Genomic DNA, 18,182 nt, shown 5'->3' on the forward strand with positions numbered 1-18,182 from the left:
CTTTGACTTTGGGACAGTGCAGCTCAGGGATGGGGGTGGTCTCCCAAAAATTTCGGAGGCCATGGATGGCCGGAGAGAAGCGCACAGGGATGTGCTTGTAGCGGTTTCCGGGAAGCCCCTCCCGCCCGTCACTACCACCGAAGTTCTGCACGCCAGCTGGCTCAATGCTTAGCGAGCCCACCCTTTGGGAGCAAGGCCTTACAGCACACCGAGACCTTTTATCAGAGCATTGTTCTGATCGCTCGTACCAATCGTGATGCGCAGAAAATCGCTGATTCTTGGCTTATTGAAATGCCGGACAATAATGCCCTGCTCCCGAAGCTTCGCCGCAATCTCAGCCCCTTCATGGCCGGGATGGCGGGCAAAAACAAAGTTTGCCTTGGATGGCAACACCTCAAAACCCAGAGTTTCCAACTCCCTGGTCACCCGCTCGCGCTCGCGGATCACACCACTGCAGGAATCCTCGAACCACTGCTTGTCCTCAAACGCAGCCACGGCACCAGCCAGAGCCAGACGGTCCAGCGGATAGGAATTGAAGCTGTCTTTGACGCGGTTCAGAGCTTCTATCAGCTCCTCGTTGCCCACAGCAAAACCAACTCTCAAGCCGGCCAAGGACCTGGCCTTGGATAGAGTTTGGCAAACCAACAGGTTTGGGTATTGATTTACCAAGCGGATCGCCGTCTCGCCGCCGAAATCCACATAGGCTTCATCAACCACCACCACGCTATCCGGGTTGGCCTGCAGGATATCCTCTACGTGCCCTAGCCCGAGGTAGCGTCCCGTCGGCGCATTCGGGTTCGGGAAGATAATGCCACCGTTGTCACGTTTGTAGTCATTCGGATCGATCTCGAAGCTGTCAGTCAATGGAATGACCACGCTTTCGATCTGGAACAAACCACAGTACACCGGGTAGAAGCTATAGCTGATATCCGGAAACAGGATCGGCTTGTCGTGTTTCAGTAGCCCCTGAAAGATATGCGCCAGCACTTCATCGGAGCCGTTGCCAACAAACACCTGTTTGGGGTTGATTCCAAAATCCACGTGGTATTCGGCAATGGCATCTTTCAGGGCCTGGCCTTCCGGGTCCGGATACAGGCGCAGGCTGTCATTTAACTCTCTCTGAATGGCTTCAATCACTTTTGGCGATGGGCCGAACGGGTTTTCATTGGTGTTCAGCTTCACCAGATCGGCCATTTTCGGCTGTTCACCCGGCACGTAGGGCTTGAGTTCACTGACCAGGTCGCTCCAGTACTTACTCATTGATCCGGTACTCCGCTGAACGTGCGTGTGCAGTCAGACCTTCGCCACGAGCCAGAACCGATGCCACCCGCCCCATACGATCGGCGCCCTGAGCGGTAAAGCCAATAAGGGAAGAGCGCTTCTGGAAATCGTACACACCCAGAGGTGAACTGAATCGTGCGGTGCCGCTGGTTGGCAAAACGTGATTCGGGCCTGCGCAATAGTCACCCAGGGCTTCGGCCGTGTGCCTGCCCATGAAAATCGCGCCGGCGTGGCGGATGTCGTCGAGCATGGCCTGCGGGTCTTCCACTGAGAGCTCCAGGTGCTCCGGCGCAATCCGATTACTCACTTCTGCGGCTTCTTTCAGATCTGCCACCTGAATCAGTGCACCCCGTCCCAGCATGGAGGTGCGGATAATTTCTTCTCGCTCCATGGTCGGCAGCAGCTTGTTGATACTGGCTTCCACGGCATCCAGGAAGTCTACGTCCGGGCTGACGAGAATACTCTGGGCCTGCTCGTCGTGCTCAGCCTGGGAAAACAGGTCCATGGCAATCCAGTCCGGGTCGGTCTTGCCATCACAGATCACCAGGATCTCGGAAGGGCCGGCAATCATGTCGATACCGACAACTCCGAATACTTCGCGCTTCGCGGTGGCCACAAAAATATTCCCCGGACCCACAATCTTGTCCACCGAAGGAACGGTGTCCGTGCCATAGGCCAGCGCAGCCACGGCCTGGGCGCCACCGATAGTAAACACGCGGTCTACCCCGGCAATGGCGGCCGCTGCCAGCACCATGTCATTCACCACACCATCCGGGGTCGGCACCACCATGATAACTTCAGACACACCAGCGACTTTGGCCGGAATCGCATTCATCAGTACCGACGAAGGATAGGCCGCCTTGCCACCCGGCACGTACAGACCGGCGCGATCCAGCGGCGTTACCTTCTGGCCCAGCACGGTTCCGTCTTCGTCCTGGTATTGCCAGGATTGCTGATTCTGGCGTTCGTGGTAGTCACGGATGCGTTCCGCCGCTTTTTCCAGACCCTCACGCTGATCCTGGGGAATTCGGTCCAATGCTGCCTGCAAACGGCTTTTATCCATTTCCAGCTCAGCCATGGAGCCAACGTCCAGGCGATCAAACTTGGCCGTAAACTCCAGCACTGCCGCATCGCCCCGGGTCTTCACCTCGTGCAGGATATGCCGAACCGACTCATTCACCTGATGATCCACACTGTCGTCCCAGGCCAGCAGCTGGGCCAGCGCACTGTCAAAGTCGCTCTGGGTGGTGTTCAGTCTGGTGATTCTGTCGGTCATTTTTCAGATCCTGTCTTGGAGTAACACTACGAATCGCGGCGTCGTTCAACGGCCGCGGACATCTTCTCGATTATGGGGTTTATCTGGCCGTGTTTCATCTTCATGGAGGCCCGGTTAACCACCAGTCGGCTACTGATGTGGTCAATCAGGTCTCTTGGCTCCAGCCCGTTGGCCTTGAGGGTATTGCCGGTATCCACGATATCAACAATCTCATCGGCCAGATTCAGGATCGGTGCCAGCTCCATTGCCCCGTAGAGCTTGATGATATCGGCCTGCCGGCCCTGAGCCGCATAGTAGCGCCGGGCCAGGTTGACGAATTTGGTGGCAACACGAATCCTGCCGGCCTGTGGCTGTTCACCTTTTTTGCCTGCGGTCATCAACCGGCAACGGGAGATGTTCAGGTCCAGCGGTTCGTAAAGGCCGTCGCCCCCGTGCTCCATCAGAACATCCTTACCTGTAACGCCCAGATCGGCGCCACCGTATTGCACATAGGTGGGCACATCGGTCGCCCGGATGATCAGAATCCGCACGTTCGGGTCGGTGGTGGGAAACACCAGCTTGCGGGACTTTTTCACGTCGTCGACAAGCTCAATGCCCGCTTCCGCCAGCAGCGGCAGGGTTTCTTCCAGAATGCGACCCTTCGACAAGGCGATGGTGATGGAATCTGTCATGTATCCTTCCGGGTTCCCGTTGGTCAAATTCAGGCTGGCAGACGGCGGATGCTGGCGCCCAACAGCTGCAACTTCTCTTCAATGCACTCATAACCACGGTCAATGTGGTAAATGCGGTCAACAATGGTATCGCCGTCTGCCACCAGGCCGGCGATCACAAGGCTAGCCGAGGCCCGCAGGTCGGTCGCCATGACCGGAGCCCCGGTCAGATGTTCGACACCCTTGATGATGGCAGCGTTACCCTCAAGGGTAATGTCTGCGCCCATCCGGATCAGTTCCTGCAAGTGCATGAATCGGTTTTCAAATACGGTTTCGACGATGGTACCTGAACCCTCGGCCACCGCATTCATGGCCGCAAACTGAGCCTGCATATCCGTGGGGAACGCCGGATAAGGCGCGGTCCGCAGGCTGACTGCCTTGGGCCGCTTGCCTTTCATATCCAGTTCAATCCAGTCCGGGCCGGTCGTGATGTGCGCCCCCGCCTCTTCCAGCTTGAGCAGCACCGCTTCCAGAATATCTTCCCGGGTATCTTTTACTTTCACCCGGCCACCGGTCGCAGCCGCCGCCACCAGATAGGTTCCGGTCTCAATCCGGTCAGGCAACACGTTGTAGTGGCATCCGTGCAGGCGCTCCACACCATTGATTTCAATGGTCGCGGTACCGTGGCCTTTGATATCGGCACCCATGGCGATCAGGCACTCAGCCAGATCCACCACTTCCGGCTCGCGGGCCGCGTTTTCGAGGATGGTTTTACCCTCGGCGAGCGCAGCTGCCATCATCAGGTTTTCGGTACCCGTTACGGTGACCGTATCCAGGAAAATGTGGGCGCCCTTCAGCCGGCCATTGGTCTTGGCCTTGATGTAGCCATTCTCCACCTTGATATCGGCACCCATCATTTCCAGACCGTGGATGTGCAGGTTTACCGGGCGGGTGCCGATGGCACAGCCACCCGGCAGGGAGACTTCGGCTTCGCCAAAATGTGCCACCAGCGGGCCAAGCACCAGTATGGAGGCGCGCATGGTCTTTACCAGCTCGTACGGTGCATGGAAGTGCTTGATGGTGTTGGCGTGCACTTCAACACTCATCTTTTCGTCAATGAGCAGCTCCACCCCCATGCGACCGAGCAGCTCGATCATGGTGGTGATGTCGTTCAGGTGCGGCAGGTTGCCGACGGTGACCGGCTCATCCGCCAGCAATGTCGCCGCCAGAATGGGCAGGGCCGCGTTCTTGGCACCGGAAATGCGAATTTCGCCATCCAGGGGCTTGCGGCCCCTGATCAATAGTTTGTCCACGGTAATTATCCTGTTCGGTTCAGGCCCCGGCCTGCTGATCGGCCCACTCGCTCGGGGTAAAGGCTTTCGGATGAAGGGCGTGAATGGTGCCGTCCATGACATGCTGGAACAGCACCTTGTTGATCATTTGCTGCCGTTTGATGGTGGGCAGTCCCTCGAATACGTCACCCACCACCACAACAAGATAGTGGTTGCCATCAACCTGTACCTGAACCTCGCAACCGGGCAGGGCTTCTTTGACAAGTTCGGTAACCTGGGCGGCGTCCATAAGGATTCCTCGACTTAGTTGAAATCAGGGGCGGAATTGTAACCAATTCCCGGGCGCCGGTCAGCTGTACTCGGCAAATCCGGGAATCTGATCCTGAAGATTGCTGAGTGCGGCCAAAGAACGAAGTCGCTCACTGGCGCCTGCAAAGGAGAGATGGCAGTGTCGGCTTAACGCCAGACGCTGCCAACACAAAAGCATCGAAAGCACCACACTGTGGGCGGTGCCAAGCCCCGACAGATCAACCTCAAGCGTGCCGTCGGCCTGCTGGATTTCCTGCTCGCCCTGCTTGCGCAGTGCCAGGACCGTGTCGGCATCGACATCGCCGGTTACGCGAAGGGTTGCGCCATCCCGAACGATGCCCGGCGCGCGCTCACTCATGAACGATCCACCTGCTCGTCCAGATTCAGGGCCTCAACCGCATCACCCCAGCCGTCAATCACCGCCTGGACCTGGCCGCGATTCTCTTCCATTTCCTGGGCAAAGCGATCCCGGAAGGCAAGGCCGATGTTAACGCCCTCTACGATGACGTTCTCCATCATCCAGCGGTCGTCGCCTGTCCGGTACATCGAGTAAGTGACCGGATAACGGTTGCCGGAGGCACTGATCAACTCCATTTCTACTGAAGCGCGATCCTCATTCTGAGGAAGGATGGTGGCTTCCTTGACGATGATCTCGAAATCTTCCGCGGAAACCAGGGCCTGGGCATAACTGTCAAACAGGCTGCGCTTGAATTTCTCGACAAAAGCATCCCGCTGCTCCGGCGTGGTCTGGCGGGCGTATCGGCCCATCACCCGGGCAGCAATCCGGCGAAAATCGACAAACTCCTCAAGGGTTTCATCCATACTGGCATAGAACGCTTCCGGATCCTTTTCGTACAACCCCTTCTCGGCATTGAGCTTCTGCACCAGCTTCTGGGTGTTCTCGTCCACGTAACGTTTCAGATCCTCCTCCGGCCCTGCCCAGGCCTGACCCACCACCAGGGCGAGCATGGCAATCATCAACGTTATACGGTGTTTAAGGGCACTCATTAGTTTCTCCTGTGCATTGCTCTGGCTCAGCGGCCGGAGGCAAAGTTACTGATCAGCCGTTCCAGATTCATGGCAGACTGGGTGGAATAGAAGGTATCCCCCGCGTTCAGCGATTCCAGGTCCCCGCCAATCGATATATCAATGTACTGCTCACCCAGCAGTCCGGATGTACGTATTACTGCTGCACTGTCGGCCGGGATGTTATCAACCTCGGCATGGATGGACATGGTTACCCTCGCCTGGAAGGTGTCCCTGTCCAGGGTGATGGACTCAATAGTACCGACAGTGACACCGGCCATGGAAACCTTGCCACGGGGCGTCAGGCCTCCGGTATCGTTGAAATTCGCGTACAGCGTGTAGGTCTGCTCCGCGGATTTCGGCGACAGACCGCTAACCTGCAGTGCCAGAAACATGAGCGCGGCCAGGCCGGCAATCATGAACAGCCCAACAATGATTTCTATGCTTCTCTGTGCCATGAAAGGCTCCCTGAATCCTGTTAAAAATCACCGAACATGACGGCGGTGAGTACGAAATCGAGACCGAGCACCGCCAGCGATGAGTACACCACGGTTTTGGTGGTCGCCGAACTGATACCTGCGGAGGTGGGCACGCAATCATAACCCTGGTAGACCGCAATCCAGGCACACACGAATCCGAACACCACACTCTTGATAAAGCCGTTAAGCACATCGTCCACAAAATCGACGGAGGACTGCATGTTGCCCCAGAAGGAGCCCTCGAACACACCCAGCCATTCCACGCCAACCAGCATGCCACCCCAGATCCCCACGACCGAGAAGATCATGGCAAGTACCGGCATGGCGAGAAAACCAGCCCAGAGTCTTGGAGCAATGACCCGGCGCAATGGATCCACCCCCATCATTTCCATGCTGGAAAGCTGTTCCGTCGCCTTCATCAAGCCGATTTCTGCCGTCAGGGCGGAGCCCGCGCGACCGGCGAACAGCAGGGCCGTAACCACCGGCCCCAACTCTCGCACCAGCGTTAGGGCAATCATCTGGCCAATCGCCGACTCCGAGCCGTAATCACTGAGAATGGTATAGCCCTGAAGCCCCAATACCATCCCGATAAACAATCCGGAGACCACCACAATCGCCAGCGACAACACGCCGACTGCGTAGAGCTGTTTGACCAGCAGGGGAAAACCTGTGGCCGGACGGGGAACACCGGCCAGCACACCAAAGAGAAACTGCCCGGAACGACCAAAGGAGGCAATGATCGCGAGCCCGAGCCGCCCCAGGCCGGCAATACGATCCATCATGAAGACCGCCCTCCCACACCAAAATCAGCCGCCGCATCGCCACTCGGGTAATGGAACGGCACCGGGCCATCAGGCTGCCCTTCAAGAAACTGCTGAACCCGCTCAGACGGATGCGCCCGCAGCTCCTCGGGAGTGCCCTCACCGATCACCTTGCCGTCGGCAATAATGCAGGCGTAATGGCAAATACTCAGGGATTCAGGCACATCATGGGACACCAGAACGCTGGTCAGCCCCATGGAACTGTTGAGATCCCGGATCAGCTTGACCAGCACGCCCATGGCAATCGGATCCTGCCCGGCAAAGGGCTCGTCATACATGATCAACTCCGGGTCCAGTGCGATACTGCGGGCCAGGGCCACCCGCCGGGTCATGCCACCGGACAACTCTGAGGGCATCAGCTCTCTGGCACCCCGCAAGCCCACCGCCTCCAGCTTCATCAGAACAATGTCCCGGATCATGTCTTCCGGTAGCGACGTGTGCACCCGCAGCGGGAAGGCAACGTTCTCGTAAACACTGAGATCGGTGAACAGCGCGCCACTCTGGAACAGCATGCCCATCTTCTCACGCAGCTGGTAAAGCGCCTTGCGCTTAAGCCCGGGCACGTCGTGGCCTGCCACATTCACCTGGCCCGAATCCGGGCGAAGCTGGCCTCCGATGAGCCTGAGGAGTGTGGTTTTACCAGTACCACTGGGGCCCATGATGGCAGTCACCTTCCCCTTGGGGATATCCAGACTGATCCCATCAAAGATCCGGCGCCCGGAGCGGGAAAACACCACATCCCTAAGTTTTATGTATGCAGATGACTCCATAATCCATCCCTTTCAAGGAGCACCTACATTATGACAAGCTCCCCCAGACCTCAATTAAAGCAACGTAAAATGTCTTGATGGCAATGATCAGATTCCCTGATGCAGGAGAGCCGGGGGCGCCAGAAGTGATATACTTCGGCCTCAAATCCCAGATCGAGCAGACAGCCAGCCGACATGACCGAATCAAACACCTTTACCACGCAGGACTTTTGCAACTCGGCCCTCCGGGCAATCCGCATCGAGCGCGAAGCCATTGAAGCGCTGGAAAGCCGTATAAACGGCGACTTCAGCCGCGCCTGCGAGGTCATCATGGCCTGCAAAGGCCGGGTTGTGGTGACAGGCATGGGCAAATCGGGGCACATCGGCAACAAGATAGCCGCCACGCTCGCCAGCACGGGCACGCCCGCCTTTTTTGTTCATCCAGGCGAAGCCAGCCACGGCGACCTGGGTATGATAACACCCCAGGATGTGGTCATCGCCATTTCCAACAGCGGCAGCACCAGCGAAGTGGTCACCATTCTCCCCCTGATCAAGCGCATGGGCGCGCCATTGATCAGCATGACCGGCAAACCCGATTCGGTACTGGCACAAGAGGCCGTTGCCAACCTGGATGTCAGCGTGGCCATTGAAGCCTGCCCGCTGGGCCTGGCACCCACCTCCAGCACAACCGCCACCCTGGTCATGGGCGATGCCCTGGCCGTGGCGCTGCTTGAAGCCCGGGGATTCAGCGCCGAGGATTTTGCGTTTTCCCACCCTGGCGGCAGCCTCGGACGCCGTTTGCTGCTGCGGGTATCCGACATCATGCATACCGGTGACCAGATTCCTCAGGTTGCCGAGGGCACAACCCTGAGCGGGGCACTGCTGGAAATAACCCGCAAGGGCCTGGGTATGACCACGGTCGTTAATGCCGCCGGCACCCTGACGGGCATCTTCACCGACGGCGACCTGCGCCGGACCCTGGACAAATCCGTGGATGTGCACACTACCCCCATCCAGGACGTGATGACCCGCAACGGCAAAACCATCCGGGCAGACCACCTGGCGGCAGAAGCCTTGAATATCATGGAAGAAATGAAGATCAACGCCTTGCCGGTTACCGACGCAAACGGCACCCTGGTGGGCGCTATTAATATGCACGACCTGCTGCGGGCCGGAGTGATTTGATGACTCAGACAGCGCATCCGTTACAAACCCACTGGGACGCAGCCCTGAAGGCCAAAGCCTCGGACATTCGCCTGATCGCCCTGGACGTGGACGGCATTATGAGCGATGGCCGCCTCTATTTCAGTGCCAGCGGCGATGAACTCAAGGCCTTCAACATTCTTGACGGCCTGGGCCTGAAACAACTGATGCAGGCAGGCATCACCGTGGCGGTGATTACCGGACGGCGCTCGCCCCTCACGGAAAAGCGGATGTCGGATCTGGGCATCCCGCACCTGATGCAGGGTCGCGAAGACAAAAAAATCGCATTGCTGGAATTGATCCGGGATATGAACCTTAAGCCGGAACAGATTGCCTATATGGGCGACGACCTGCCCGACCTGCCTGCGCTGCGTTTTGCCGGCCTTGGCATCACGGTACCCAACGGCTACTGGCTGGTTCAGCAACACGCCGACTACTGTACCCGCAGCCACGGTGGACAGGGCGCTGTGCGCGAGGCCTGCGATCTCCTGCTCTGGGCTCAAGGGCATCTGGACAACACTCTTGCCCCCTATCTGGACGAGCCAGCATGATCACCGAGCGGCTTTTCGGCGATCGTGGCAAACGGCGGATTACAGCCCTGGCCCTTGCCGCCACCGTAACAGCAACCGTTTTTCTGCTGTGGCAAAGTGACGAGCCTGTCAGTTCGCGGAATGCCGCCAGCGAACTACGGGGGCCCGCAGAGCCCGACGGCTTTGTGATCGGCGGCCAATACCGCGCCTGGGATGAGCAAGGGAACCTCCAGATTGATCTCAAAAGCCCCAGAATTGAGCAGTTTGAAGCAACCGGCACGGCTCATCTGGATACGCCGATAGCCCGGCTTTTCAGTGAGGGCAGCCCCGACCCTTGGCTCATTGAGTCCAATGAAGGTAGCCTTCAGCAGAACAATGAAAAGCTGGAACTTACGGGGAACGTCCAATTGACCCGACAGTCCGAAGGCCGCGAAGCCGTTCTGGAGACCGAGGCACTGACCCTGGACAACAGCAACGGCACCGTCTACACCGACCAGCCGGTGACCATCACCGAGCCTTTCGGCGTCACCCGCTCCACCGGTATGAAAGCCTGGATCAACGAACGCATTCTCGAACTCAACTCCCGGGTAGAGGGACAATATGAAACCGTCAGGTAAACGATCTTTCTGCCGGCCAGTGATTCTGGCCATGGCATTGCTGGCCGGCCCGGCATCGGCATTCAACCTGGATTCCGATATCCCCATAAAGGTCAGTGCAGATTCGGCCCGTCTGGATGAAAGCGCCGGAACGGCCGTTTACACCGGCGCTGTCGAACTGATTCAGGGCGAAACCCGGCTGGACGCGGATCGGGTGGTACTTTACCGCAACCAACAGGGTGTCAGCCGGATTGAAGCCGCCGGCAACCCCGCCCATTACCGGCAACCCGGCCAGGAAGGCGAAGGCACGACCGATGCCAAGGCCCTGAACATCACCTGGTCTGGCGATGAAAACCTGGTTATTTTTGAACGCCAGGCCGTTATTGAACAAGACGGCAACGTATTCCGGGGCGACGTCATCCACTACGACACTGTTCGCCGCGTTGTTACTGCGGAAGGCGGCACGCCATCCGACGGCGGCTCCGGCCGGGTGGAAATGGTGATTCAGCCTCGTAATTCAGCTCAATCCAGTGACGGGAAAGGTTCGGATGGCAGTTCTCAGGGCCAGTAATCTGGCAAAAAGCTACAAGCAGAAAAAAGTGGTGCTGGACGTTTCTCTGGAAATTCGCTCCGGCGAGATTGTCGGCCTGCTCGGCCCCAACGGCGCCGGCAAGACCACCTGCTTCTACATGATCGTGGGCCTGGTGCCTGCGGATCACGGCCGGATCACCATCGACACCCAGGACATCACCCCGCTGCCAATGCATGGGCGCGCCCGCAAGGGCATCGGTTACCTGCCCCAGGAGGCCTCCGTGTTTCGCAAACTGACCGTGCGGGACAACATCATGGCCATCCTCGAAACCCGCAAAGGCATGAGTCGGGCGGAACGGGAGGCCAAGCTGGAAGAGTTGCTGGAAGAGTTTCATATTACTCACATCCGTGACAGCGTGGGTATGGCGCTATCCGGCGGCGAACGCCGCAGGGTTGAAATCGCCCGGGCGCTGGCCATGGAGCCCGCGTTTATCCTGCTGGACGAACCCTTCGCGGGCGTAGACCCTATCTCCGTCAGTGACATCAAGCACATTATCCGGCACCTGCGGGATAAAGGCATTGGCGTATTGATTACCGACCATAACGTTCGGGAAACCCTCGACATCTGCGAGAATGCCTACATCGTTTCCGGCGGCCACATCATCGCCTCCGGCAATGCCGAAGCCATTCTGGCAAACCAGCAGGTGAAAGAAGTATATCTGGGTGATGAGTTCCGGCTCTGACCTGATAAAACTGGGTTTATCCGAGGTCTGATTGTTTTGATGATCTGTAGCAAGTAAACTCGGCAAAAAACTTGCTTATACTGTTCACAGACAATGGCAAGTAACCAGCGTACAACATTTTTTTCGGCCTGTGCGCCGGCAAAGCAACAACCGGGATGCCCACGAGTTATGGATCTTGAGCCATGGTTATGAAAGCCTCATTACAGCTTAAGCTGGGCCAGAGTCTGACCATGACGCCCCAGCTGCAGCAGGCCATACGCCTGCTACAGCTTTCTACCCTCGATCTCCAGCAGGAAATCCAGCAGGCGCTGGAATCCAACCCAATGCTGGAAACCTCAGAGGACGATGAGCACCCTGAAGGCGACGAGCGCGAAGAGCACGAGCACAGTGAAGCTTCCAGCTCTGAGGCCAACCAGGACGACAGCCACCAGGACGCGAGCCCGGACTGGGACGAAACCGAGAACGGCCCTGACTGGTCGTCCGAGAACGATATTCCGGACAACATTCCCGATGATCTGCCAGTGGATACCGCCTGGGACGACATCTACCAGTCTGCCCCGGCTCCGGCCAGCAAAGGCGAAGACGAGCACGAATCGGATTTCGAAACCCGGAACTCGCCTACCGAAACCCTGCAGGATCACCTCGAGTGGCAGCTGAACCTGACGCCTCTGAGCGAGCGGGATCAGGCCATTGCCCACGCGCTGCTGGATGCTGTGGATGAGCGCGGCTACCTGACGTCTGACATTGAGGACATTCACGCAGGCCTGCTGGACGAAACCGAAGAAGACCCGTTGGAACTGGACGAAGTGGAAGCGGTACTCCACCGCCTGCAACACTTCGACCCGCCCGGCGTGTTCGCTCGGGATCTCCAGGAATGCCTGCTGATTCAGCTCAACCAGCTGCCACCGGATACCCCCTGGCTGCGCCAGGCGAGACTGGTGGTTACCCAGTTCCTGCACCTGCTTGGCAACCGGGACTACGCGCAACTGTTACGCCGCAGCCGGCTCAAGGAAGACCAGCTGAAACAGGTACTGGCCCTGATCACCAGCCTGAACCCTCGCCCTGGCGATGTCGTGGACCGGGCCGAACCGGATTACGTTATCCCGGACGTTATCGTACGCAAACACGAAGGCCGCTGGCGGGTTGAACTCAACCCGGAAATCGCTCCGCGTATCCGGGTGAATGCCAGCTACGCGTCACTGATCCGCCGGGCTGACAGCAGTGCCGATAACACCTACCTGCGCGACCAGCTGCAAGAAGCGAAATGGTTTATCAAGAGCCTGCAAAGCCGGAATGAAACCCTGCTGAAAGTGGCCACCCGCATCGTTGAACACCAGCAAGGGTTCCTGGATCAGGGCGAAGAAGCCATGAAGCCTCTGATCCTGTCTGACATTGCCCAGGCGGTGGAAATGCACGAGTCCACGATTTCCCGGGTTACCACCCAGAAGTACATGCACACGCCCCGCGGTATTTTTGAGCTGAAGTACTTTTTCTCCAGCCACGTCAGCACCGCCGAGGGCGGCGAATGCTCGTCTACAGCCATCCGGGCGATGATCAAGAAGCTGATTGCCGAGGAAACCCCGAAAAAGCCATTGAGCGATAGCAAAATTGCAGCCATGCTAGGGGAACAGGGAATCAACGTGGCGCGGCGTACCGTGGCCAAATACCGGGAGGCCATGCATATTCCTCCCTCGAACGAACGAAAACGCCTGGTTTAAACTTTCGCCGGTGCAAGATGCACTGGCACGCAAGCCGGCAAGCACGCCGGCAGTATGACAACAGGAGACGCCTATGCAACTCAACATTTCAGGCCATCACGTAGAACTGACTCCCGCTCTGAAGGATTACGTCAACACCAAGTTCGAGAAGCTGGAGCGTCACTTCGACCACATCAGTAACTGCCAGGTCACCCTGGAGGTCGAGAAGGTGCGCCAGATGGCGGAAGCCACGCTGCACGTGATTGGTGGTGAGATTCACGCAAAGGCAGAAAATGAGGACATGTACGCCGCAATCGACGCTCTGGTCGACAAGCTGGACCGTCAGATCCTCAAGCACAAGGAAAAGAACGTAGACCGGATGCACGGTAACGGCGGTCGCTGAAGCGCGAACCTTACCGGGTGTTTCATGAAACGAGCTGCGGCGGGGCTAACCGGCCGCAGCCTTTTTTTTACGGACATGCAGTCGATCCATGAGCGAGCCATCCCTGACCATCGACAATATTCTTGCCCCTGAACTGACCCTCTGTAAGGTGCCGGCCTCAAGCAAGAAACGTGTGCTGGAGTTCATCGCTGAACGGATTCACTTTCAGGATGAAATCCTCAGCGACACCCAGATCTTCAACAATCTGGTCTCCCGCGAACGGCTGGGCAGCACCGGTATCGGTGAGGGTATTGCCATCCCCCACTGCCGACTGGAAGGCCTGGACCGCGTCATCGGCGTGCTGATGACTCTGGAGGAACCGGTAGACTTTGATGCTATCGATAACCAGCCGGTAGATCTCGTGTTTGCACTGATCGTCCCCAAAGAAGCCACCAGTGAACACCTGGAATTACTGAGCCAGCTGGCGGAGCGCTTCAATGACAGCACTTTCTGCGCCCGGCTGCGCCAGAGTGAAGATCCCGCGACCCTTTACCAGCGTATGGCGGAGAGTAATCACTGAGATCAGCCTGATATCTGGACAGGCTGCCAGGCAGATTGAAGGAGAAACAGTCCCATGAAGCTGATTATCGTCAGTGGCCGATCCGGTTCCGGCAAGAGTACGGCCCTGCATGTGCTGGAAGACCTGGGATTCTACTGCATCGACAACCTGCCCATTGGCTTGCTGTTCCCGCTGACCCGAGAGGCGGCCACTCAGGAAGCGCCCGGCCGGCTGAAAAAAATGGCCGTCAGTATTGATGCCCGTAACCTGTCCGCCGAGCTGGCCAATTTTGAAACCATTTACCAGCAACTGAAGCAGACCGGTGTCGAGGTTGAAATCATTTTCCTGGATGCCGACGAACAGTCACTGCTGCAACGCTTTCACGCAACCCGCCGCAAGCATCCACTGAGCGATGACAAGACGTCTCTGCGGGAGGCAATCACCAACGAAAAGCAATTGCTGGAACCCCTGTCAAAGCTGGCCGATCTTTACGTCAACACGACCGGGCTCTCCATGTACGAGCTACGCGACATGATCAAGCAGCGCGTGGCCGGCCGCAAGGATCAGGAACTGGCACTGCTGTTCCAGTCCTTTGGCTTCAAGCACGGCGTGCCGGTGGATTCAGACTATGTCTTCGACGTACGCTGCCTGCCCAATCCATACTGGGACACCAGCCTGCGCAAACACACCGGCGTTGATCAGCCGGTCATCGAATTTCTGGAACGGGAACCGCTGACCCGTCAGATGGTGAATGACGTCACGGGCTTCCTGAATACCTGGCTGCCCTCGTTTGCCGACAGCAATCGTAGTTACATGACCATTTCCATCGGTTGCACCGGTGGCCAGCACCGCTCCGTTTATGTGTGTGAGCAGCTCGGGCGCTATTTCCGCGATCATTACCGTAATGTGCAGGTGCGCCACACCGAACTGCCACACCTTCAAGCCCGGGGAGAAATCTGAGCGCCTATGATTTGCCGCCCCATCACCATCATCAACAAACTCGGTCTGCATGCACGGGCTACAGCAAAGCTTGTGGCCACCGCTTCGAACTTTGACAGCAAGGTACGAATCCGGGGCAAAGGCCGGGACGTAGACGCCAAGAACATCATGCAGGTGATGATGCTGGCTGCCAGCCAGGGCACCGAAGTGGAACTGGTTGCCGATGGCCCGGACGAACAGGATGCCATCGACGCATTGACTGCCCTGATTGACGATTATTTTGGTGAAGGGGAATAACCTCCGGTTTCGTCATTCACCTACAATCCTTTCTCACGTGTGCCACCTAACTCCGCTATAATGCAAAGGTTTTCTGATCGCAGGTGGTTCAATGACCGACATTCTGGAAAAAAGCCAGGCCCGCCAACGCCTTCGCTCACTCAGTGAAGCGCTGGACAGTGGTGCCCTCAAGCAGGTGGCCCGCATTCTGAATGGCGGTCTGAGCCCCAGCGATATTGCTCACCTTCTGGAATCCTCGCCACCACGCCAACGGGCCCTGCTCTGGAACCTGGTCGACAAGCAGCTGGAAGGGGAAGTCCTCCAGTATCTTGGCGACGATATTCGTAGCTACTTCCTGAGCCAGCTGAACGCGCAGGAGCTGGCGGACATTCTGGAAGATTTCGAGTCGGATGACCTGGCCGACTTGCTTCAGCAATTGCCGGACACGGTGATCCAGGAAGTCCTGGACACCATGGACGAGCAAGACCGTCAGCGGGTCGAGGAAGTCCTCGCTTACCCGGAGGACACTGCTGGCGGCCTGATGAACACCGACACCATCACGGTTCGGCCGGACATCAGCATCGACGTTGTGTTGCGCTACCTGCGCCGTCACCGCAGCCTGCCCCCGATGACCGACAGCCTGATTGTGGTCAGCCGTCGGGACGAGTTTATCGGCATGCTGCCCATTACCCGGATGCTGGTATCCAATCCCGCGGCTACCGTTCGGGAAGTGATGGACACGGACATTGAACCCATTCCCGTGTCCCTGTCCGACACCAAGGTCGCCACTCTGTTCGAACGCTACGACCTGATTTCTGCCCCTGTGGTGGATGAGACCAACAAGCTGCTGGGCCGGATCACCATCGATGACGTGGTCGACGTTATCCGTGAGGACGCAGACCATTCCCTGATGAGTATGGCTGGTCTGGATGAAGACGAGGACACCTTTGCCCCGGTGATGAAGACCACCCGCCGGCGCGCGGTCTGGCTGGGCATCAATCTGATCACGGCCTTTACCGCATCGGCCGTGATTGGACTGTTTGAAGACACTATTGCCAAAGTCGTTGCACTGGCCGTACTGATGCCAATTGTGGCCAGCATGGGCGGCATTGCCGGTAGCCAGACTCTGACCCTGGTGATCCGGGGTATGGCCGTTGGCCAGATCAGCGGTGCCAACGTGGGCTGGCTGCTGAACCGTGAGTTTCTGTCCGGGGTACTGAACGGCCTGCTGTGGGCGGTGGTGGTTGCCACCGCCGCGGTGGTCTGGTTCCAGGACTGGCTGATTGGTGCCATCATCGCGGCGGCACTGGTGATTAACCTGGTGGCGGCGGCGCTGGTGGGCACCGTCTTGCCGCTGTTCCTGAAATCCCGGAACATTGACCCGGCCCTGGCCGGCAGTGTGATACTCACCACCGTAACCGACGTTGTCGGCTTCATGGCCTTCCTGGGACTGGCCACCATTTTCTATGCCTGAGCAACCTGTGACCTACCATGACTGACCAATTTGACGACGAATTCCAGGACGACCTTGGCCCCAGCAAATCGCAGCTGAAGCGCGAAATGCACGCGCTTCAGGATCTGGGCAAACGCATGCTGGACCTGAACGACGAACAGCTGGCCACCCTGAGCATCAGCGAGACCCTGAAAGCGGCGATCATTGAATCACGCCGGATTCCCCAGCGTGAGGCCCGCCGGCGACACTTGCAGTACATTGGTAAGGTGTTGCGCCAGGAGGACGACCCCGAAGCTATTGGCCGTGCCATCGACGCCTTCCACGCTGGCAGCGAAGAGCATACCCGCCGACACCATCTCGCCGAGCGCTGGCGCGACCGGATGATTTCCGAAGGTGACAAGGTGGTAGGAGAGTTTATTGATTACTGCCCTTCAGCGGATGTACAGCACCTGCGCAATCTGGTGCGCAATGCCCGCAAGGAAGTCGAAAAAGGCAAGAATACCGGTCAGGCCCGGAAGCTGTTCCGGGCTCTGCGGGAATGGATCGACGACGCCGAGCAGTAATCAGAGCCGCCGGTGCTCCCAAACGGGCATACGGCTTCGCAACTGATGCAGCTGCTCCAGGTCCAGATCGGCGCAAGCCATGCCTGGGCCTTCATCGAACTCACTGACGACCTTACCCCAGGGATCGCAGATCAGGCTGTGGCCATAGGTTCTTCGCCGGCTACTGTTCTGCCCCCCTTGCCCCGGCGCCACCACCCAAACCTGGTTTTCAATGGCGCGGGCGCGTATCAGGGCGTGCCAATGGGCATTGCCCGTCTGCCAGGTAAAGGCGCTGGGCAGGCAGACCCATTCGGCGCCCTGCTCTCTCAAGGCCCGGAACAGTTCTGGAAAGCGAAGGTCGTAACAGATCGCCAACCCCAGTCGTCCGGCCGGCGTATCCACCGTAATCGCCTGATCACCGGGCTCAAAGGTATCCGATTCCCGATACTGGCCGTGGGCGTCTTCAACCATGGCGTCAAACAGGTGAATCTTGTCGTAGCGGGCCACTTCTTCGCCATGATCGTTGTACACCAGACAGGTGGCGCGTACCCGGTCTGTTATCTCTGAACCATCTCGCCGACTGGCCAACGGCAGGGAGCCGCCGACAATCCAGAGCCCCAATGACCGGGCCTGCTCGGCCAGAAAGCGACGGATAACAGGCTCGCTACCCGCCTCCCGGCGGCCGCACTCCAGCATCTGCGCGGTGGCCAGAACGGCGAAGTTCTCGGGCAACACCGCCGCCTTCGCCCCTGCGCCTGCCGCTTCAGCCAGCAGTCTGCGGGCCTCTTCAAGGTTGGCATCGATGTCATGGGTACTGACCATTTGTATTGCCGCGACCTGAACCATCA

At 58.2% G+C, this 18,182-nt stretch carries 23 protein-coding genes; 12 read left to right on the forward strand and 11 right to left on the reverse strand.

The annotated features are described in order from the left end of the window. Positions 1-198: 198 nt before the first annotated feature. The 10 genes from hisC to Q669_RS09005 are packed head-to-tail and all read right to left on the reverse strand — an operon-like array spanning position 199 to position 7,904. Positions 199-1,260 carry a histidinol-phosphate transaminase gene (gene hisC, locus Q669_RS08960; RefSeq protein ID WP_022991998.1) on the reverse strand — a complete coding sequence of 354 codons (1,062 nt, stop codon included), beginning with the start codon at positions 1,258-1,260 and terminating at the stop codon, positions 199-201. Beyond that, complete coding sequence (gene hisD, locus Q669_RS08965; protein WP_022991999.1) at positions 1,253-2,557, reverse strand: histidinol dehydrogenase; 1,305 nt, start codon at positions 2,555-2,557, stop codon at positions 1,253-1,255. The genes hisC and hisD overlap by 8 nt, the downstream gene beginning before the upstream one ends. Before the next feature lie 26 nt (positions 2,558-2,583). Beyond that, on the reverse strand, positions 2,584-3,228 hold the full coding sequence (gene hisG, locus Q669_RS08970; RefSeq protein ID WP_022992000.1) for an ATP phosphoribosyltransferase: 645 nt from the start codon (positions 3,226-3,228) through the stop codon (positions 2,584-2,586). Between the two features lie 29 nt (positions 3,229-3,257). Further along, entirely contained in the window at positions 3,258-4,520 is a 1,263-nt protein-coding gene (murA, locus tag Q669_RS08975; RefSeq protein WP_022992001.1) for a UDP-N-acetylglucosamine 1-carboxyvinyltransferase, read from the reverse strand. 19 nt (positions 4,521-4,539) lie between these two features. Further along, the gene (locus Q669_RS08980) at positions 4,540-4,788 is read right to left on the reverse strand and encodes a BolA family protein (RefSeq protein WP_014422100.1); all 249 of its coding nucleotides are present in this window, start codon (positions 4,786-4,788) and stop codon (positions 4,540-4,542) included. A 60-nt stretch (positions 4,789-4,848) separates the two neighbouring features. Further along, entirely contained in the window at positions 4,849-5,166 is a 318-nt protein-coding gene (locus tag Q669_RS08985; RefSeq protein ID WP_022992002.1) for a lipid asymmetry maintenance protein MlaB, read from the reverse strand. Next, entirely contained in the window at positions 5,163-5,816 is a 654-nt protein-coding gene (locus tag Q669_RS08990) for a phospholipid-binding protein MlaC (RefSeq protein WP_022992003.1), read from the reverse strand. Before Q669_RS08990 ends, Q669_RS08985 begins: the two co-directional genes overlap by 4 nt. Positions 5,817-5,842: 26 nt before the next feature. Beyond that, the gene (gene mlaD / locus Q669_RS08995; RefSeq protein ID WP_022992004.1) at positions 5,843-6,292 is read right to left on the reverse strand and encodes an outer membrane lipid asymmetry maintenance protein MlaD; all 450 of its coding nucleotides are present in this window, start codon (positions 6,290-6,292) and stop codon (positions 5,843-5,845) included. 20 nt (positions 6,293-6,312) lie between these two features. Next, entirely contained in the window at positions 6,313-7,095 is a 783-nt protein-coding gene (gene mlaE / locus Q669_RS09000) for a lipid asymmetry maintenance ABC transporter permease subunit MlaE (protein ID WP_022992005.1), read from the reverse strand. Next, positions 7,092-7,904, reverse strand: a complete 813-nt coding sequence (locus Q669_RS09005; protein WP_022992006.1) for an ATP-binding cassette domain-containing protein — start codon at positions 7,902-7,904, stop codon at positions 7,092-7,094. Before Q669_RS09005 ends, mlaE begins: the two co-directional genes overlap by 4 nt. A 174-nt stretch (positions 7,905-8,078) precedes the next feature. Between Q669_RS09005 and Q669_RS09010 the strand changes: the two genes are divergently transcribed. From Q669_RS09010 to yjgA, 12 genes are all read left to right on the forward strand, one after another. Continuing rightward, positions 8,079-9,068: a KpsF/GutQ family sugar-phosphate isomerase gene (locus tag Q669_RS09010; RefSeq protein WP_022992007.1), complete on the forward strand. Its 990-nt coding sequence runs from the start codon at positions 8,079-8,081 to the stop codon at positions 9,066-9,068. Further along, entirely contained in the window at positions 9,068-9,637 is a 570-nt protein-coding gene (locus tag Q669_RS09015) for a KdsC family phosphatase (protein WP_022992008.1), read from the forward strand. Before Q669_RS09010 ends, Q669_RS09015 begins: the two co-directional genes overlap by 1 nt. After that, complete coding sequence (gene lptC / locus Q669_RS09020) at positions 9,634-10,233, forward strand: LPS export ABC transporter periplasmic protein LptC (protein WP_022992009.1); 600 nt, start codon at positions 9,634-9,636, stop codon at positions 10,231-10,233. Before Q669_RS09015 ends, lptC begins: the two co-directional genes overlap by 4 nt. Next, the gene (lptA, locus tag Q669_RS09025) at positions 10,217-10,783 is read left to right on the forward strand and encodes a lipopolysaccharide transport periplasmic protein LptA (RefSeq protein WP_036149287.1); all 567 of its coding nucleotides are present in this window, start codon (positions 10,217-10,219) and stop codon (positions 10,781-10,783) included. Before lptC ends, lptA begins: the two co-directional genes overlap by 17 nt. Beyond that, the gene (lptB, locus tag Q669_RS09030) at positions 10,761-11,486 is read left to right on the forward strand and encodes an LPS export ABC transporter ATP-binding protein (protein WP_014422107.1); all 726 of its coding nucleotides are present in this window, start codon (positions 10,761-10,763) and stop codon (positions 11,484-11,486) included. The genes lptA and lptB overlap by 23 nt, the downstream gene beginning before the upstream one ends. Before the next feature lie 188 nt (positions 11,487-11,674). Further along, complete coding sequence (locus Q669_RS09035) at positions 11,675-13,204, forward strand: RNA polymerase factor sigma-54 (RefSeq protein WP_036149291.1); 1,530 nt, start codon at positions 11,675-11,677, stop codon at positions 13,202-13,204. Between the two features lie 73 nt (positions 13,205-13,277). After that, positions 13,278-13,586, forward strand: coding sequence for a ribosome hibernation promoting factor (hpf, locus tag Q669_RS09040; protein WP_011786161.1), 309 nt, complete (start codon positions 13,278-13,280; stop codon positions 13,584-13,586). Between the two features lie 88 nt (positions 13,587-13,674). Then, entirely contained in the window at positions 13,675-14,145 is a 471-nt protein-coding gene (ptsN, locus tag Q669_RS09045) for a PTS IIA-like nitrogen regulatory protein PtsN (RefSeq protein WP_022992011.1), read from the forward strand. 54 nt (positions 14,146-14,199) lie between these two features. Beyond that, on the forward strand, positions 14,200-15,084 hold the full coding sequence (gene rapZ / locus Q669_RS09050; RefSeq protein WP_022992012.1) for an RNase adapter RapZ: 885 nt from the start codon (positions 14,200-14,202) through the stop codon (positions 15,082-15,084). 6 nt (positions 15,085-15,090) lie between these two features. Further along, on the forward strand, positions 15,091-15,360 hold the full coding sequence (locus Q669_RS09055; protein WP_022992013.1) for an HPr family phosphocarrier protein: 270 nt from the start codon (positions 15,091-15,093) through the stop codon (positions 15,358-15,360). A 91-nt stretch (positions 15,361-15,451) separates the two neighbouring features. Then, positions 15,452-16,813, forward strand: coding sequence for a magnesium transporter (gene mgtE, locus Q669_RS09060; protein WP_011786165.1), 1,362 nt, complete (start codon positions 15,452-15,454; stop codon positions 16,811-16,813). Between the two features lie 17 nt (positions 16,814-16,830). Continuing rightward, the gene (gene yjgA / locus Q669_RS09065; protein WP_011786166.1) at positions 16,831-17,355 is read left to right on the forward strand and encodes a ribosome biogenesis factor YjgA; all 525 of its coding nucleotides are present in this window, start codon (positions 16,831-16,833) and stop codon (positions 17,353-17,355) included. Here yjgA and Q669_RS09070 read toward each other — a convergent pair whose 3' ends face one another. Then, a complete protein-coding gene (locus Q669_RS09070) occupies positions 17,356-18,180 on the reverse strand; it encodes a carbon-nitrogen hydrolase family protein (protein ID WP_022992014.1) in 825 nt (274 codons plus the stop codon). It lies immediately after the preceding gene. Positions 18,181-18,182 lie beyond the last annotated feature (2 nt).

This window comes from Marinobacter sp. C1S70 (genome assembly GCF_000475355.1).
Lineage (GTDB): Bacteria > Pseudomonadota > Gammaproteobacteria > Pseudomonadales > Oleiphilaceae > Marinobacter > Marinobacter nauticus.

Coding starts and splice junctions, on each gene's coding strand:
- mgtE (WP_011786165.1), top strand. CDS start 15,452: ATGACCGACATTCTGGAAAAAAGCCAGGCCCGCCAACGCCTTCGCTCA.
- Q669_RS09035 (WP_036149291.1), top strand. CDS start 11,675: ATGAAAGCCTCATTACAGCTTAAGCTGGGCCAGAGTCTGACCATGACG.
- rapZ (WP_022992012.1), top strand. CDS start 14,200: ATGAAGCTGATTATCGTCAGTGGCCGATCCGGTTCCGGCAAGAGTACG.
- Q669_RS08990 (WP_022992003.1), bottom strand. CDS start 5,816: ATGAGTGCCCTTAAACACCGTATAACGTTGATGATTGCCATGCTCGCC.
- lptA (WP_036149287.1), top strand. CDS start 10,217: ATGAAACCGTCAGGTAAACGATCTTTCTGCCGGCCAGTGATTCTGGCC.
- hpf (WP_011786161.1), top strand. CDS start 13,278: ATGCAACTCAACATTTCAGGCCATCACGTAGAACTGACTCCCGCTCTG.
- Q669_RS08980 (WP_014422100.1), bottom strand. CDS start 4,788: ATGGACGCCGCCCAGGTTACCGAACTTGTCAAAGAAGCCCTGCCCGGT.
- yjgA (WP_011786166.1), top strand. CDS start 16,831: ATGACTGACCAATTTGACGACGAATTCCAGGACGACCTTGGCCCCAGC.
- Q669_RS08985 (WP_022992002.1), bottom strand. CDS start 5,166: ATGAGTGAGCGCGCGCCGGGCATCGTTCGGGATGGCGCAACCCTTCGC.
- lptB (WP_014422107.1), top strand. CDS start 10,761: ATGGCAGTTCTCAGGGCCAGTAATCTGGCAAAAAGCTACAAGCAGAAA.
- hisG (WP_022992000.1), bottom strand. CDS start 3,228: ATGACAGATTCCATCACCATCGCCTTGTCGAAGGGTCGCATTCTGGAA.
- mlaE (WP_022992005.1), bottom strand. CDS start 7,095: ATGATGGATCGTATTGCCGGCCTGGGGCGGCTCGGGCTCGCGATCATT.
- hisD (WP_022991999.1), bottom strand. CDS start 2,557: ATGACCGACAGAATCACCAGACTGAACACCACCCAGAGCGACTTTGAC.
- Q669_RS09010 (WP_022992007.1), top strand. CDS start 8,079: ATGACCGAATCAAACACCTTTACCACGCAGGACTTTTGCAACTCGGCC.
- Q669_RS09055 (WP_022992013.1), top strand. CDS start 15,091: ATGATTTGCCGCCCCATCACCATCATCAACAAACTCGGTCTGCATGCA.
- mlaD (WP_022992004.1), bottom strand. CDS start 6,292: ATGGCACAGAGAAGCATAGAAATCATTGTTGGGCTGTTCATGATTGCC.
- ptsN (WP_022992011.1), top strand. CDS start 13,675: ATGAGCGAGCCATCCCTGACCATCGACAATATTCTTGCCCCTGAACTG.
- Q669_RS09005 (WP_022992006.1), bottom strand. CDS start 7,904: ATGGAGTCATCTGCATACATAAAACTTAGGGATGTGGTGTTTTCCCGC.
- hisC (WP_022991998.1), bottom strand. CDS start 1,260: ATGAGTAAGTACTGGAGCGACCTGGTCAGTGAACTCAAGCCCTACGTG.
- lptC (WP_022992009.1), top strand. CDS start 9,634: ATGATCACCGAGCGGCTTTTCGGCGATCGTGGCAAACGGCGGATTACA.
- Q669_RS09070 (WP_022992014.1), bottom strand. CDS start 18,180: ATGGTTCAGGTCGCGGCAATACAAATGGTCAGTACCCATGACATCGAT.
- Q669_RS09015 (WP_022992008.1), top strand. CDS start 9,068: ATGACTCAGACAGCGCATCCGTTACAAACCCACTGGGACGCAGCCCTG.